This window comes from Streptomyces changchenzhani, from assembly GCF_039766235.1.
Lineage (GTDB): Bacteria > Actinomycetota > Actinomycetes > Streptomycetales > Streptomycetaceae > Streptomyces.
Genome location: NZ_JBDHNH010000005.1, coordinates 15,204 through 30,701, shown reverse-complemented (window position 1 = coordinate 30,701; position 15,498 = coordinate 15,204). Strand labels below are relative to the sequence as shown.

Here is a 15,498-nt window from a genome sequence, read left to right as displayed (position 1 = left end):
ACACCCAAGACGCTAACCCCTGCCACTGACAATGCGTCCCGGCGCCGTCCTGACCTGTGGATAACTCAAGGAGAGAAACCGGGCCAGAACCCCATGAGAATGGATGTTCGATTTTGGTGTCAAGCGCACCACGCCCACCTCACCCGAGTCTCAGGAGCCGTCATCCTCGGACGGCGGCGTCCCGGCTTTCCCCGACGTTCCGGGCGTCCTGGCCGCCTGCCGCGGCTCATGGCGCAAGGTCCGCCGCAGCCGCACGAGGCCCGGGAAACCCCGTCGCCGTGGATGCCTGCCGTGCACCCGCGGGTCGTCCGTCACGTCGTACCGCTTCACATACGCGCCCAGGAAAGCCTGCAGTGTCGCCACCGCCGGAATCGCGATCAGCGCACCGACCGCGCCCATCAGCGCCGTCCCGGCGACAACCGACCCGAAGGCCACCGCCGGGTGGATGTCCACCGTCTTCGCGGTCAGCTTCGGCTGCAGCACATAGTTCTCGAACTGCTGGTAGATCACGACGAAGATGAGCACCCACAGCGCGTACCAGGGGTTGACGGTGAAGGCGATCAGCATCGGCAGGGCGCCCGCCAGATACGTGCCGATCGTCGGGATGAACTGCGAGACCAGCCCCACCCACACGGCGAGCGCGGGCGCGTACGGCACATCCAGGATCACCAGCAGGATGTAGTGCGCGAAACCGGAAATGAGCGCCATCAGGCCACGCGAGTAGAGATAACCGCCCGTCTTGTCGACCGCGATCTCCCAGGCGCGCAGCACCTCGGCCTGCCGGGCCGGCGGCAGTACGGAGCACAGGGCGCGGCGCAGCCGCGGTCCGTCGGCCGCGAAGTAGAACGAGAACAGAAAGATCGTCAGCAGTCTGAACAGCCCGCCCAGGACGGTCGCCGACACGTCCAGAACGCCGCTCGCGCTGTTCTGTACGTACCTCTGCAGCCAGTCGGAGCGCAGCAGACTGTCCTGGACCTCGACCCGGGAGAGCTCCGTGTGGAAGCTCTGGTTGATCCAGTTGATCACCGAGTCGAGGTACTTGGGGAAGTCCTCGACCATCTCGATGATCTGTCCGGCCAGCATCGAGCCGAGCAGCACGACGAAGCCGACCGCCGCGATCACGACGCCCAGAAAAACCAGCAAGGTGGCGAGGCCCCGCCGCATGCCGCGCGCCGCCATGCGGCCGACCGCCGGCTCGATCGCCAGCGCCAGGAAAAAGGCGATCAGGATGTTGGTCAGCAGTCCGATGAGCTGGTGGAACGCCCAGTCGCCCAGTCGGAAGCAGGCATAGAGCGCGAGCGCGAGAACCATCGCGCGGGGCAGCCAACGGGGCATAAGGGCCGAAGCCATGGCCACCGCGGAGGCCGCGGGCGGCGACGCGGTCGGTGACTCTTTGTTCTGGGCGGACTTCTCGGCGGACTCGTCAGTGGGTGCCACCGGATCAGTCTCGCCCATGCCCGTACGGTCCGGCCGCCCGCCCTGGCGTCAGCATTTGTCCGCGGGGACGTCCATCGCGGAACAGACGACGCGCCAGACGGCCTTGGCGTCCCACCCCGCGGCGAGTGCCTCGTGCACCGTACGGCCCCCGAGCTCGGTCATCACATGGTCACGGGCGAAGGAATCGGCGTACGCCTCGCCGAAGTGGTCCGCCATCCGATCCCAGAAAATCGTCAACCGCATGAAACAAGTATCGCGCCCTGAGAGTGCAGCCCTGTCCGTACACCTTGCCGTGAGCGTTTTGGGCCCTACGGTCGTTGCATGGCTGGATCCGGAGCATCCCTTCTCTCGCGCGGCGAGCACTTCATCTGGCTGACGGCCCGGGTGCTCGAACAGCGGCGCTTCGCCTACCACTTCCTGGGCGGCGGCAGCGATGCGGTCGAAGCGGCGCTCGCCGCGTACCAGGGTGAGGACGGCGGCTACGGGCACGCGCTCGAACCCGATCTGCGGGGGCCCGTCAGCCAACCGCTGCACACCGCGCACGCGCTGTCCGTCCTCGACTCCATCGGCCGCTGCGAAGGCCTGCGGGTGGAGCGGATGTGCCGCTACCTGTCCGACGTCTCGACGAAGGACGGGGCACTGCCCGCCGTCCACCCTTCGCTGCGCGGCTATCCCGCCGCGCCCTTCATCCCCATCGTCGACGACCCTCCGAGCGAGCTGCTGGCGACCGGGCCCGTGGTGGGGCTGCTGCACCGCAACGAGGTGTGGCACGCGTGGCTCTTCAGGGCGACCGATTTCTGCTGGGCCGCCATCGACGCGCTGCGCAGTTCCCACCCCTACGAGATCCGGGCGGCGGTCGCCTTCCTGGACGGCGTGCCCGACCGGTCGCGGGCCGAGGCCGCGGCGGACCGGCTCGGCCGCCTGGTGCGCGAGCAGCGGCTCGTGGTGCTGGACCCGGCGCGGGCCGGGGAGCAGCGCCTCTCGCCGGGGTACGCGCCGGGTGAGCACCATTTTCCGTACGACTTCGCCGCTGTGCCCGGTTCAATGGCCCGTGGCTGGTTCACCGACGAGGAGATGAGCCGCTCGCTCGACTTCCTCGCGGCCGAGCAGCAGGAGGACGGGGGCTGGCCGATCCGCTGGCGGCAATGGGCTCCGGGGACCGCTCTGGAGTGCCGACCGATGGTGACGATCGACGCGCTGCTGACGCTGCGGGCCTATGGGCGGGTCATCGACGAGGGCCGCACTGGGGGCGGTGGGACATCGACCGATTCCTGACCGTGCGCCGTCCCGGCCGCCGTGCCCGGCACGGGCGTCAGGCCGGGGTGGGCGTCAGGCCGGCACAGGCGTCAGGCCGGGGTGGGCGAACCGGTCATCCGCCCAGCGCGCGCACTCCGGCGGTGACCGCCACGGCCGCCCCGACCACGACGAGGAAGGGGGCGCGCAGGACCAGTGCGAGCGCCGCCGCAGCGAGCCCCGCGCCCCTGGCGTCCAGCATGAGGTGCTGGCCGGTGCTGAAGGTCTGCTGGGCGGTGAGCGCGGCCAGCAGGGCCACCGGCAGCAGAGCGGCCAGGCGCTTCACAAGGGGGCGCTCCAGTGCCCCGGCGGGCACCAGCAGCCCCAGCAGTTTCACGAGGTAGCAGCCTACGGCGGTGGCGCCGATCGCGATCCAGACGCTCATCGTCGCTCCCTCTTGGCCGTGTCGCGTGCCCTACGGCCCTGGACCATGAGCACCGCCGGGGCGGCGAGCGCGGCGGCGAGCACCGGCACGCCCGCGGGCAGCACCGGCAGGAGACCGAGCGCCAGAACGACCGCCAGAGCGGCGACGGCCCGTTCCATCCCGGTACGCAGCATGGGAGCGAGCAGGGCGAGGAAGACGGCGGGGCTGGCGGCGTCGAGGCCCCACGCGTCGGTGTCCCCGATGGCCTCAGCGCCCAGCGCGCCGGCGAGGGTGGTGAGGTTCCACAGCACGTAGAGGCTCAGTCCGGTGACGGTGAACCCGAGCCGGGCGCTGCGACGCGTGGGCTGCGCGAGGGTGACGGCCGTGGTCTCGTCGATCACCCAGTGGGCGGCGAAGGGGCGCACGAACCGCGGGAGTGCGAGGAGTTGGGACAGCCGCAACCCGTAGAAGGCGTTGCGTACGCCGAGGAAGAAGGCGCCCGCCGCCGCGGTGAAGGGGTTGCCACCTGCCGCGAGCGCGCCGACGAGCGCGAACTGTGAGGCGCCGGTGAAGACCAGCAGGCTGAGCGCGCAGGTCTGCAGGAGGGTGAGGCCGGATCCGGCCGAGGTCACGCCGAACGCGAAGCCGGAGAGGCCGACGGCGACGCCGACACCCAGCGCGTCGCGGACGACGGCGCTGTCGGGTTTGGCCTCTGGTTCGGTGTGTATCGGTTGCGCTGGGAGTGCTATCTGTTCTGCCACCTGCCGGACGTTACGTGCCGTGCCCTATGTGGTCTTGTACGTTCTTGCGCGCTCCCGCCGGTACGCGCCCGGCGGCACGCCGACGATCCGGGTGAAGTGCCTGTTGAGGTGCGGTTGGTCGGTGAAGCCGACGGCGACGGCCGCGTCGGCGGGCGCCGTCCCGGCCTCCAGGAGCCGGCGGGCGCTGCGCACGCGCGCGTTGGTGAGCCAGGTGTGCGGCGGCATGCCGTAGGCGGCCTTGAAGGCGCGCAGCAGCGCGAAGGGACCGGTGCCCAGTTCCCGCGCCAACTGTTCCAGGGACGGCGGCTCGGCCATGCGCTCCTCCAGGAGGCTTTTGGCGAGGGCCGCGGTGTGGGCGCCGGCCGCGGCGGGCGTGCGGGCGGGCAGGGCCTGGCCGTGCCGGCGCAGCAGCCGGGCCACGGCTATGCGCAGCAGGCTGTCGGCGGCGAGCGCGTTGCCCTCCTCCGCCGCCTGGTGCACCGCGCGAATGAGCCGCGCGGTGTCCGGGTCCTCGACGATGGTCTCGGCGAAAACAGCCGTCCCCCGCAGCACGGTCGTCTCTTCGGCGATGTCGGCGACCACCTGCGCCGACGGATACAGCGTGGCGTACGACCAGCCTTCGGGCACCCCGGCATGGGCGGAGTGCGGAACCTCCGGGTTGATCATGACGACGGTGCCGGGGCGGGCCCGGATAGTGCCGTGCGGCATGACCACGTCCTCGATCCCGCGGAAGACGGCGCCGAAAACGAACCCCTCATGGCTGTGCCGCGAGAAGGAATGGCGGACATAGCGAGCCCGCAGCAGGTCCAGGCCCGGCACCCCCGGGTACTGCCAGTGCCGCGCCCACTCGTCCTTCCCATCCGCCGCCATCGCTGTCGCCATAGGTCCATTCTGCGCCGCCTCCGCATCCCTGACCTGCGCGTCCATGTTCTGGACGCCCGATGTCAGTGGTCCGGTGCACGATGGGGGCATGGTCAGGACTGCGCTCGACTCCTTCTCCCCCGCGACCCGCGGCTGGTTCGCGGGGGCCTTCAGCGCGCCCACCGCGGCGCAGGAAGGCGCCTGGCGGGCCATCTCCGAGGGCTCCGACGTCCTGGTCGTGGCGCCGACCGGCTCCGGCAAAACCCTGGCCGCGTTCCTCGCCGCCCTCGACGACCTGGCGTCCACACCCCCGCCCGCCGACGCCAAGAAGCGCTGCCGGGTGCTGTACGTATCGCCGCTCAAGGCCCTCGCGGTCGACGTCGAGCGCAATCTGCGCAGCCCTCTCACGGGGATCCGCCAGGAGTCGGTGCGTCGCGGTCTGCCGGAGCCCGAGATCCGCGTCGGCATCCGCTCCGGCGACACCCCGCCCGCCGAGCGGCGGTCACTGGCCACCAAGCCGCCGGACATCCTCATCACCACACCCGAGTCGCTGTTCCTCATGCTCACCTCCGCCGCCCGTGACGCCCTGTCCGGCATCGAGACGGTGATCCTCGACGAGGTGCACGCCGTCGCGGGCACCAAGCGAGGCGCTCATCTCGCCGTGTCCCTGGAGCGGCTGGACGAGTTGCTGCCGAGGCCGGCCCGCCGGATCGGCCTGTCCGCGACGGTCCGGCCGGTGGACGAGGTGGCCCGCTTCCTCTCGCCGCAGCGCAAGGTGGAGATCGTCCAGCCGCCGTCGGCCAAGAAGTTCGACCTGTCGGTGGTCGTCCCCGTCGAGGATTTGGGCGAGCTGGGCGGCTCCCCCGCCAAGGAGGACGACGCGGGCGACAAGCCGTCGATCTGGCCCCATGTGGAGGAGCGCATCGCCGATCTCGTCCAGGCGCACCGCTCCACGATCGTCTTCGCCAACTCACGGCGCCTCGCGGAGCGTCTGTGCAACCGGCTCAACGAGATCGCGTACGAGCGCGCCACCGGCGAGTCCATGCCCGACGCGCACTCCCCCGCCGAGATCATGGCCGAATCGGGCGCCGCCAAGGGAGCCCCGCCGCTGCTCGCCCGCGCGCACCACGGCTCGGTCTCCAAGGAGCAGCGTGCTCTCGTCGAAGAGGACCTCAAGGCCGGCCGGCTCCCCGCCGTCGTCGCCACCTCCAGCCTGGAGCTGGGCATCGACATGGGCGCGGTCGATCTCGTCATCCAGGTCGAGTCACCACCGTCCGTCGCCTCCGGGCTTCAGCGCGTCGGCCGCGCGGGCCACCAGGTCGGCGCGGTCTCCACGGGCGTCGTCTTCCCCAAGTACCGGGGCGACCTGGTGCAGTCGGCCGTCGTCACCGAGCGCATGCGCAGCGGCTCCATCGAAGCCCTGCGCGTCCCCGGCAATCCGCTGGACGTCCTGGCGCAGCAGCTCGTCGCCATGGTCGCCCTCGACACCTGGCAGGCCGATGACCTACTCGCCCTCTTCCGCCGCGCGGCCCCCTTCGCCTCACTCCCCGATTCCGCCTTCACGGCCGTCCTGGACATGCTCGCGGGGCGCTACCCGTCCGACGCCTTCGCGGAGTTGCGCCCCCGCGTCGTGTGGGACCGTATCGCCGGTACGGTCACAGGCCGCCCCGGTGCGCAGCGCCTCGCCGTCACCTCCGGCGGCACGATCCCCGACCGCGGCCTCTTCGGCGTCTTCCTGGCGGGGGCGGACCCGAAGAAGGGGGGCGGCCGTGTCGGGGAGCTCGATGAGGAAATGGTCTACGAGTCCCGGGTGGGCGACGTTTTCACCCTGGGCACCACCTCCTGGCGCATCGAGGACATCACCCGCGACCGGGTCCTGGTCTCTCCCGCGCCCGGTGTGCCGGGACGGCTGCCGTTCTGGAAGGGCGACCAGCTGGGCCGCCCCCTCGAACTGGGCCGTGCGCTCGGCGCGTTTCTCCGTGAGATCGGCTCGGTCACCCCGGAGGCCGCCCGGGAGCGCCTGACGGCCGCTGGGCTCGACGTCTGGGCCACCGACAATGTGCTCTCCTACCTGGACGAGCAGCGCCGCGCCGCCGGGCACGTTCCGGACGACCGCACCATCGTCGTCGAGCGCTTCCGCGACGAGCTGGGCGACTGGCGCGTCGTCATCCACTCCCCCTTCGGCGCCCAGGTGCACGCCCCCTGGGCGCTGGCACTCGGCTCCCGCCTGGCCGAGCGGTACGGCATGGACGCCCAGGTCATGCACGCCGACGACGGCATTGTGCTGCGCCTGCCCGACGCGGACCTGATGGGCCTCGACCTGCTCGACGAGGAACCGTCGCGGCAGGGCGCGGAGTTCGACAGCGAGCAGGCCCCGGTGGGCGCCTCCGACATCGCCTTCGACAAGGGCGAGGTCACCCAGATCGTCACCGACCAGGTCGGCGGCTCAGCGCTGTTCGCCGCCCGTTTCCGCGAGTGCGCCGCCCGCGCGCTGCTGCTGCCCCGCCGCAGCCCCGGCAAGCGCACCCCTCTGTGGCAGCAGCGCCAACGCGCTTCCCAACTGCTTCAGGTCGCATCGAAGTTCGGGTCGTTCCCGATCGTCCTCGAAGCCGTGCGCGAATGCCTGCAGGACGTCTTCGACGTTCCCGGCCTGACCGAGCTGATGGGCGACATCGAGGCCCGGCGGGTCCGGCTCGTCGAGGTCACCACCACCGAGCCGTCCCCCTTCGCCCGCTCCCTCCTCTTCGGATACGTCGCCCAGTTCCTGTACGAGGGCGACTCGCCCCTCGCCGAGCGCCGGGCCGCCGCGCTCTCCCTCGACTCCAAGCTCCTCTCCGAGCTCCTCGGCCAGGCCGAGCTGCGGGAGCTGCTCGACGCCGAGGTCCTGACCGAGCTGGAGCAGGAGCTCCAGTGGCTCACCGAGGACCGCCGGATCAAAGACATGGAAGGTGTCGCGGACCTGCTGCGCGTCCTGGGGCCCCTTACGGACGCCGAGCTTGCCGCGCGCGGGGCCGAGCCCCAATGGGCCGACAAGCTGTCATCCGCACGCCGGGCGATCCGCGTCCGGATCTCCGGGGCGGACCACTGGGCGGCCATCGAGGACGCGGGCCGCCTGCGCGACGCGCTCGGCACCCCGCTGCCCGTCGGCGTACCGGAAGCTTTCACCGAGCCGGTCAAGGACCCCCTCGGTGACCTCCTGTCCCGCTATGCCCGCACCCATGGGCCCTTCACGTCTGCCGCGGCGGCGGCCCGGTTCGGCCTGGGGTCCGCGGTCACGGACGGCACCCTGCAGCGTCTCGGCGCGAACAACCGGGTCGTGCAGGGCGAGTTCCACCCCGCCGGGATCGGCCAGGAGTGGTGCGACACGACGGTGCTGAGGCGGCTGCGCCGCCGTTCGCTGGCCGCGCTGCGCCACGAGCTGGAGCCGGTCCCGCCCGCGGCGCTCGCGATGTTCCTCCCCCGGTGGCAGCACCTGGGGAGCAGCAGCCTGCGGGGCATCGACGGGCTGGTGCGCGCCGTCGAGCAGTTGCAGGGTGCCCCGGTCCCCGCCTCCGCGCTCGAAAAGCTGGTCCTGCCGTCCCGTGTCGCGGGCTACACACCCGCCATGCTCGACGAGCTGACCACCACCGGTGAGGTGTTGTGGGCCGGGTCGGGCGCGTTGCCGGGCAAGGACGGCTGGATCTCCCTCTATCTCGCCGACGCGGCCCCCCTGCTTCTCCCTCAGCCACACCCGCTTGAGCTGACGGCGCTCCACGAATCCGTCCTCACCACTCTCTCCGGCGGCTACGGCTTGTTCTTCCGCCAGATCGCCGACCAGGTCCGCGCCACCACCCATCCCGACTGCACCGATCCCCAACTGGCCGACGCCGTATGGGACCTGGCCTGGTCGGGCCGACTCACCAACGACACCCTCGCGCCGCTGCGCTCCCTTCTCGGCTCCGGGCGCACCGCGGGCTCCACCGCACACCGGGCGAAACGCACGGTGCCGCGCGGGCGCTACCGCACACTGACGACCTCTGTCCGCACCGCCTCCCGCACCGGCCCGCCCACCGCCTCCGGCCGCTGGTCACTGCTGCCGGCCCTGGAAACGGACCCCACCCACCGCGCGCACGCCCTGGCCCGCACCCTGCTGGACCGGCACGGCGTGGTCACGCGGGGCGCGGTCGCCGCCGAAGGAGTCGAGGGCGGCTTCTCCGCGACGTACCGCATCCTTGCCGCCTTCGAGGACAGCGGGCAGGCGCGCCGTGGCTACGTCGTGGAAGGACTGGGCGCCGCCCAGTTCGCGATGGACGGTGCGGTCGACCGCCTGCGGGCAGCGGCGACCGCCCGCGACCGCGGGGACGCGGAGCACACCAACCGCGCGGTGGTCCTGGCCGCGGCCGACCCGGCCAATGCGTACGGCGCGGCCCTGCCCTGGCCCGAGTCCCCTGCCGAAGCGGGCCACAGGCCCGGCCGCAAGGCGGGCTCCCTGGTCGTCCTCGTCGACGGCGAGCTGACCCTCTACATGGAGCGTGGCGGCAAGACCCTGTTGGCCTGGCCCGCCACCCCGGACGATCCCTCGGCCCCGGATCCGCGCCTCGCCGCGGCAGCGGAAGCACTCGCGACGGCGGCCCGTGGGGGCGCGCTGGGCACCATCACGGTGGAGCGCACCAACGGCTCCCCCGCTCTGACCTCACCCCTGGGCCAAACCCTGGAAGCGGCAGGCTTCCACGCCACCCCCAGAGGCCTCCGCCTCCGCGCCTGACCACCACCTACGACGACGCCCGGACCCGGCGACCGGAGCCCACGAGAGCACCCCACCAGCCGAGCCGACCACACCGCAAAGACACCTCACCCCACCACCCCCACCGGAGGCGCCCCCCGCCCCGCCCCCCGCATGATGGATCCCATGCCCGAAGGAGACACCGTCTGGCAGGCCGCCCACCGCCTGCACTCCGCCCTCGCCGGCCACACCCTCACCCGCTCCGACCTCCGCGTCCCCAGGTTCGCCACCGCCGACCTGACCGGCCGCACCGTGCTGGACGTCACCCCGCGCGGCAAGCACCTGCTCACCCGCATCGAGGGCGGCCTGACCCTGCACTCGCACCTCCGCATGGACGGCGCCTGGAAGGTCTACGCCCCGGGCGAGCGCTGGCGCGGCGGACCCGCCCACCAGATCCGCGCCATCCTCGGCACCGCGGACCACACGGCCGTCGGCTATCGCCTGCCCGTCCTGGAGCTCATCCGCACCCAGGACGAGGAACAGGCCGTCGGCCACCTCGGCCCCGATCTCCTGGGCCCCGGCTGGGACGCCGACGAGGCCCTGCGGCGTCTCCTCGGCGCCCCCGACCGACCCCTTGGCGAGGCGCTGCTTGACCAGCGCAATCTCGCGGGCATCGGCAATGTCTACAAGTCGGAGCTCTGCTTCATCGCCGGAGTCACCCCCTGGCTGCCCACCGGTGAACTCCCCGCCCCCGAGCGCCTCGTGGCAGCCGCCAAGCGCCTCCTGGAGGCGAACCGCGACCACCCGGGCCGCCGCCGCACCACTCTGCGCGCCCTCGCCCCGCCCCTGTACGTGTACGGCCGCGAGGGCCGCCCCTGCCTGCGCTGCGGCATCGCGGTGCGTCTCGCCGAGCAGGGCGACGGCAGCCGCGCCCGTCCCACCTATTGGTGCCCCCGCTGCCAATTGGGCCCGACCCCCTGACAAGCTTGGCCCGGCCGCACAGTTGACGGTCCATCAGATCTGGTCGTACCGTCCCCGCATGCCCCTCAAGGCGTACGACCTCACCGGCCGCACCGCACTCGTCACCGGCGCCGCGAGCGGCATAGGCCGCGCGAGCGCTCTGCTCCTCGCGGAGGCCGGCGCGACCGTCCACTGCGCGGACCGCGACGAGAACGGGCTGCGCGAGACCACCGACCTGATCGTCAAAGCAGGCGGCGCCGCGCACGCCCACCCCCTCGACGTCACCGACCGCGCCCAGCTGACCGAGGCGGTCGCCCGAGCCGGACGTCTGGACATCCTGGCCGCCGTCGCCGGAATCATGCACAGCAGCACGGTGCTTGAGACCCGCGACGAGGACCTGGACCGGGTCCTGGCGGTCAATTTCAAGGGTGTCCTGTACGCCTGCCAGGAGGCGGCCCGCGCCATGATCGCCGCCAAGGTCCCGGGCAGCATCATCACCATGGCCTCGGGCGCCGTAGATTCCGCGAGCGCCGGCCTGCTCTGCTACAGCGCGGCGAAGGCCGCCGTGATCCAGCTCACCAAGACACTCGCCACCGAACTGGGCCCCCATGCCATCCGCGTCAACGCCGTCGCTCCGGGCTGGGTCCGCACCCCCATGACGGAACGCCACGACGCGGAACTCCAGCACCAGGTCGAGTCCATGATGGTGCGGGCCTCTCCGCTCGGCCGGGTGGGCGAGCCCGAGGACATCGCGCACGCGATCCTGCACCTCGCGTCCGATGCCTCCGCCTTCACGACGGGTCAGATTCTGCGCCCGAACGGCGGCGTCGTGATGCCCTGGTAGTCACTCCGGCCGAGGCAGCCGAAATCACATGCACCGGCAGCAGACTCAGCCCCCAGCCGCCCGCCGCCACCGCGCCCTCGATGGCCCCTGTCTGCTCAGGCAGCAGCGCGAGCCGCAGCACGGCCCACCACCACAGCGCACCCAGCACCAGCGCCAGGGCGAGCAACGGGCCGCGCCGAAGTGCCCGCCCACGCCACACACGCCCCTCGCGCCCCTCAGATCCCCCGCGCCCCCAGAAGTCACGCCATGTCATGGCTGCCTCCTCCGGCGGCCGACGCTAACCGGGCGCGATCACCCGGCGGGAGGGCGCACCGGAAGCACGCCCGGCGCGCGCACTCCCGCTACGCGCCCTAAGCGCTCTCTGCCTGGAACATCCACGCGTGCTTCTCAAGCTCCGCGGTGAGCCCGATGAGGAGATCCTGAGTGATCGGGTCCGGGTCACCAGTGACCCTGATCCGCTCGCGCATCCGGCCGATCACCACTCCGAGCGCGTCCACCAGGATCCGTACGGCATCGACGTCCTTGATCCACCCGGCCGGCACCTCGCTGATCGCGGTCGACTCCGACACCGTCGTGGAGCGCCCGTCCGGATTGACGCCGATCGCGGAGGCCCGCTCCGCCACCGTGTCGGAGTGCTGCCGCGCCGTGACGACCACGTCGTCCAGCTGCAGATGTACGGAGCGAAAGCGCGGCCCGACCACGTTCCAGTGGACCTGCTTGGCAGCCAGGGAGAGATCGACCAGGTCCACAAGCGCACCCTGGAGCGCCTCGCCGACCACCTTGAGATCAGCCTCGGGCAGGGTGCTCTTCACGACAGACATCCGCTTCCTCCTCAGGAACCGATTTTCATACTTCACCCCACCATGGCACATACGCCCTAAAAGGGTCATGCAAGGGTGTATGAATAGCCGCCGAACCGGAGCACAGAGGAGTAGGCGCACGAAAGAACCCCGGCCGGTCCATCAGGACCAACCGGGGCTGCGCCACGAACTCAGGCCGGACTCACACCGGAGTCAGGCGGCAACCACGTCCACCGCTTCCGCAGGTGCCTTGATCGTCACCCGCTTCGGCGGCACACCGGCCACCGAAGCCACAGAAACAGAGTTGAGCATCGTACGCACCGGCACCGGCTCGCTCGCCGCTGCCGACGCCGCCAGTTCAGCGAGCGACAGTTCGTCGCTCACTTCACGCATGAGCTCGGACATCCGTACATCAAGCGCGTCGCAAATCGCAGAGAGCAGCTCAGAGGAAGCCTCCTTCTGCCCCCTCTCCACCTCGGAAAGATAGCCGAGCGAGACTCGGGCGGAAGAGGAGACTTCGCGCAGAGTACGGCCCTGGCGCTGGCGCTGCCGACGCAGTACGTCACCAAGCAGGCGACGGAGCAGAATCATCGGTGGCTCCCTCCTCGGACCGCGTAGCCGCATCCTTCACGCCCCACCGTACCGCCTCGCGCTGCGGCCGTGCGGGGAGCGATGTCGTGTTCACTCAGGGCTGCAAACATCAATTCCCCCCGTTCTGTTCCGTATCCTGTGCCCGCGCGTTCTCGATCAGTTCGCCGGAGAGCAGGGTCAGCACGCTACGTACACTCTCCATACGGATTACCGCTCGGTCTCCGTTCAACCTCAACGCGGCGACTTTCCCGGTACCACCAGGTCCCTCGACCGCCACAAACACCGTGCCGACAGCCTGTCCGTCCTGCGCGTCGGGCCCCGCGACACCTGTGGTCGCGATTCCCCAGTCGGCCCCGAGCACCCGCCGCACCCCTGCCGCCATCTGCCGCGCGACCTCGGGGTCCACGGCCCCGCGCTGCGCCAGCAGCGCTCCGTCGACCCCGAGGACGTCCCGCTTCAGCTCGGTCGCGTACGCCGTCACGGACCCGCGGAACACGCGTGAGGCGCCGGGCACGGCGGTCAGCTCGCCGGCCACCAGACCACCGGTCAGCGATTCGGCGACGGCGAGCGTCTCGCCCCGTCCCGCGAGCAGCTCCAGCACCTGCGCAGGCACGCCGACCAGCGCCGCCCGGCCGCCGGTCACCGGGACGGCTCCGACGAGGACGAACCCGCCGACTCCGCGGTGGCCCGATCGGCCGCCCGCTCCGCCGCGAGCCCGGCCCGGCGCAGCAGCACTGCCTGCCGCACATAGTCGAGGCCGGTCACCACGGTCAGCACGACCGCCGCCGCCATTACCCAGAACCGCAGCGAGGCGAGCGGACCGGTCAGCGCGAGAACGTACATCCCGACCGCGATGCCCTGGATCAGCGTCTTCATCTTGCCGCCGCGGCTGGCCGGAATCACCGCGTGTCTGATCACCCAGAAGCGCATCAGCGTGATGCCGAGCTCACGGAAGAGAATCACCGCCGTCACCCACCACGGCAGATCCCCGAGGGCCGACAGACAGATCAGGGCCGCACCCATGATCGCCTTGTCGGCGATCGGGTCGGCGATCTTCCCGAAGTCGGTGACGAGGTTGTACCTGCGGGCCAGGTGACCGTCGAAAAGGTCCGTGATCATGGCGACCGCGAAGGCCGCCCAAGCGAACGACCGCCAGACCGGGTCATAGCCGCCGTTGTGGAGAAGCAAGAAGGCGAAACCGGGCACGAGCAGCAGCCGCACCATGGTCAGAATGTTGGCGATGTTCCACAAGCTGGCCTGATCGACGGCCACCGCGCCCAGCTTGCCGGCGCCGGACGTAGACCTGGCGGTCCCGCCCGCCGCGGACGCCGGGACTCCGGTCATCTGCCCGCCTCCTCATGACATCCGAGCGGTTCGGCCACCAGGTCCACGCCCTCGGTTCCGACCACCTTTGCCTCGACCATACGACCGACGGTCAGCCCCTGGCTCGTCGTGAAGATCACTTGGCCGTCCGTCTCGGGCGCCTGGTGCGCCGCCCGGCCCACAGCGGCCTCGTCGTCCTCGGCGGCGCCCACGGACTCGACGAGCACCTCCAGCGTCTCACCGAGCCGCTCCTCGGCCCGCTGCGAAGTCAGCTCCTCGGCGAGCCGCGAGATGTGCGCCAGCCGCTCCGCGATGACATCGGCGTCGAGCTTCTTGTCGTACGTGACCGCCTCGGTGCCGTCCTCGTCGGAGTACCCGAAGACGCCGATCGCGTCGAGCCGTGCGCCCGTCAGGAAGCGCTCAAGCTCCGCCAGGTCGGCCTCGCTCTCGCCGGGGAAGCCAACGATGAAGTTGGAGCGCACACCCGCCTGCGGCGCCTTGGCGCGGATCGTCTCCAGCAGCTGGAGGAAGCTGTCGGTGTCGCCGAAGCGCCGCATAGAGCGCAGCACACCGGCCGCCGAGTGCTGGAAGGACAGGTCGAAGTACGGCGCAATCTTGGGCGTCGAGGTCAGGACGTCGATCAGTCCGGGCCGCATCTCGGCGGGCTGCAGGTAACTGACCCGCACCCGCTCGATGCCGTCGACCTCGGCCAGCTCCGGCAGCAACGTCTCCAGGAGACGGATGTCGCCGAGGTCCTTGCCGTACGACGTGTTGTTCTCGGAGACCAGCATGACCTCCTTCACGCCCTGCTCGGCCAGCCAGCGCGTCTCCCCCAGCACGTCGGAGGGGCGCCGGGAGATGAAGGAGCCACGGAAGGAGGGGATGGCGCAGAAGGAGCAGCGGCGGTCGCAGCCGGAGGCGAGCTTCACCGAGGCGACGGGGCTCTTGCCCAGCCGGATCCGCAGCGGCGCCCGCGGCCCCGAGGCCGGCGCGACACCCTCCGGAAGGTCCTCGGGCGGCGTGTCCTGCGCGTGTCCGGGCAGCGCCACATCGGAGGCGCCCTGCCGGTCGGCGGGGCTGATGGGCAGCAGCTTGCGCCGGTCGCGCGGGGTGTGGGAGGCGTGCACGCCTCCGTTGAGAATGGTCTGGAGGCGGTCGGAGATGTCGGCGTAGTCGTCGAAGCCCAGCACGGCGTCGGCCTCGGGCAGCGATTCCGCCAGCTCCTTGCCGTACCGCTCGGCCATGCAGCCGACGGCGACGACGGCCTGGGTCTTGCCATGACCCTTCAGATCATTGGCTTCGAGCAGGGCGTCGACGGAGTCCTTCTTGGCGGCCTCGACGAATCCGCAGGTGTTGACGACGGCGACGTCCGCGTCCGAGGCGTTCTCGACAAGTTGCCAGCCGTCCGCTGCCAAGCGGCCTGCCAGCTCCTCCGAGTCCACCTCGTTACGGGCGCAGCCAAGAGTGACAAGGGCGACGGTACGGCGTTCGGACATGGGCTCCAGCCTACTTTGTCCCGACGCACGCCCCCGCCGCGAGGGCAGCCAGGGCCCGCGACCCGG

15 protein-coding genes are annotated in these 15,498 nt (G+C 71.2%); 4 read left to right on the top strand and 11 right to left on the bottom strand.

The genetic code is table 11. From position 1 onward, the window contains the following. Positions 1-150: 150 nt before the first annotated feature. Complete coding sequence (locus ABCR94_RS17170) at positions 151-1,335, bottom strand: AI-2E family transporter (RefSeq protein WP_347120711.1); 1,185 nt, start codon at positions 1,333-1,335, stop codon at positions 151-153. Between the two features lie 150 nt (positions 1,336-1,485). Next, positions 1,486-1,680 (bottom strand): DUF3046 domain-containing protein, encoded by a 195-nt coding sequence (locus ABCR94_RS17165; RefSeq protein WP_347120187.1) that lies wholly within the window; start codon positions 1,678-1,680, stop codon positions 1,486-1,488. Positions 1,681-1,758: 78 nt separating this feature from the next. On the opposite strand from ABCR94_RS17165, the gene ABCR94_RS17160 reads away from it, so the two are divergent. Next, complete coding sequence (locus ABCR94_RS17160; RefSeq protein WP_347120186.1) at positions 1,759-2,712, top strand: hypothetical protein; 954 nt, start codon at positions 1,759-1,761, stop codon at positions 2,710-2,712. Between the two features lie 94 nt (positions 2,713-2,806). Here ABCR94_RS17160 and ABCR94_RS17155 read toward each other — a convergent pair whose 3' ends face one another. From ABCR94_RS17155 to ABCR94_RS17145, 3 genes are read right to left on the bottom strand one after another with little or no spacing between them, the layout of a single operon-like run. Further along, a complete protein-coding gene (locus ABCR94_RS17155; protein WP_347120185.1) occupies positions 2,807-3,115 on the bottom strand; it encodes an AzlD domain-containing protein in 309 nt (102 codons plus the stop codon). Then, positions 3,112-3,855, bottom strand: coding sequence for an AzlC family ABC transporter permease (locus ABCR94_RS17150; RefSeq protein ID WP_347120184.1), 744 nt, complete (start codon positions 3,853-3,855; stop codon positions 3,112-3,114). The genes ABCR94_RS17155 and ABCR94_RS17150 overlap by 4 nt, the downstream gene beginning before the upstream one ends. A gap of 24 nt (positions 3,856-3,879) precedes the next feature. Further along, positions 3,880-4,737: an AraC family transcriptional regulator gene (locus tag ABCR94_RS17145; protein WP_347120183.1), complete on the bottom strand. Its 858-nt coding sequence runs from the start codon at positions 4,735-4,737 to the stop codon at positions 3,880-3,882. Positions 4,738-4,825: 88 nt separating this feature from the next. Between ABCR94_RS17145 and ABCR94_RS17140 the strand changes: the two genes are divergently transcribed. The 3 genes from ABCR94_RS17140 (at position 4,826) to ABCR94_RS17130 (ending at position 11,222) form a co-directional block, all read left to right on the top strand. Further along, positions 4,826-9,460 (top strand): ATP-dependent helicase, encoded by a 4,635-nt coding sequence (locus ABCR94_RS17140; RefSeq protein WP_347120182.1) that lies wholly within the window; start codon positions 4,826-4,828, stop codon positions 9,458-9,460. A gap of 144 nt (positions 9,461-9,604) precedes the next feature. Then, positions 9,605-10,399 (top strand): Fpg/Nei family DNA glycosylase, encoded by a 795-nt coding sequence (locus ABCR94_RS17135; protein WP_347120181.1) that lies wholly within the window; start codon positions 9,605-9,607, stop codon positions 10,397-10,399. Between the two features lie 58 nt (positions 10,400-10,457). Further along, entirely contained in the window at positions 10,458-11,222 is a 765-nt protein-coding gene (locus tag ABCR94_RS17130) for an SDR family NAD(P)-dependent oxidoreductase (RefSeq protein ID WP_347120180.1), read from the top strand. Here ABCR94_RS17130 and ABCR94_RS17125 read toward each other — a convergent pair. The 6 genes from ABCR94_RS17125 to rimO all read right to left on the bottom strand — a co-directional run bounded on the left by ABCR94_RS17125 (position 11,170) and on the right by rimO (position 15,432). Continuing rightward, on the bottom strand, positions 11,170-11,475 hold the full coding sequence (locus ABCR94_RS17125; RefSeq protein WP_521977168.1) for a hypothetical protein: 306 nt from the start codon (positions 11,473-11,475) through the stop codon (positions 11,170-11,172). The genes ABCR94_RS17130 and ABCR94_RS17125 overlap by 53 nt on opposite strands. A 97-nt stretch (positions 11,476-11,572) precedes the next feature. Next, positions 11,573-12,043: a Dps family protein gene (locus tag ABCR94_RS17120; protein ID WP_347120179.1), complete on the bottom strand. Its 471-nt coding sequence runs from the start codon at positions 12,041-12,043 to the stop codon at positions 11,573-11,575. A 192-nt stretch (positions 12,044-12,235) separates the two neighbouring features. Beyond that, positions 12,236-12,613, bottom strand: a complete 378-nt coding sequence (locus tag ABCR94_RS17115) for a helix-turn-helix domain-containing protein (RefSeq protein WP_347120178.1) — start codon at positions 12,611-12,613, stop codon at positions 12,236-12,238. Positions 12,614-12,722: 109 nt separating this feature from the next. Then, the gene (locus ABCR94_RS17110; RefSeq protein ID WP_347120707.1) at positions 12,723-13,235 is read right to left on the bottom strand and encodes a CinA family protein; all 513 of its coding nucleotides are present in this window, start codon (positions 13,233-13,235) and stop codon (positions 12,723-12,725) included. Positions 13,236-13,252: 17 nt separating this feature from the next. Continuing rightward, positions 13,253-13,957 carry a CDP-diacylglycerol--glycerol-3-phosphate 3-phosphatidyltransferase gene (pgsA, locus tag ABCR94_RS17105; protein WP_347120177.1) on the bottom strand — a complete coding sequence of 235 codons (705 nt, stop codon included), beginning with the start codon at positions 13,955-13,957 and terminating at the stop codon, positions 13,253-13,255. Further along, complete coding sequence (rimO, locus tag ABCR94_RS17100; RefSeq protein WP_347120176.1) at positions 13,954-15,432, bottom strand: 30S ribosomal protein S12 methylthiotransferase RimO; 1,479 nt, start codon at positions 15,430-15,432, stop codon at positions 13,954-13,956. Before rimO ends, pgsA begins: the two co-directional genes overlap by 4 nt. Positions 15,433-15,498 lie beyond the last annotated feature (66 nt).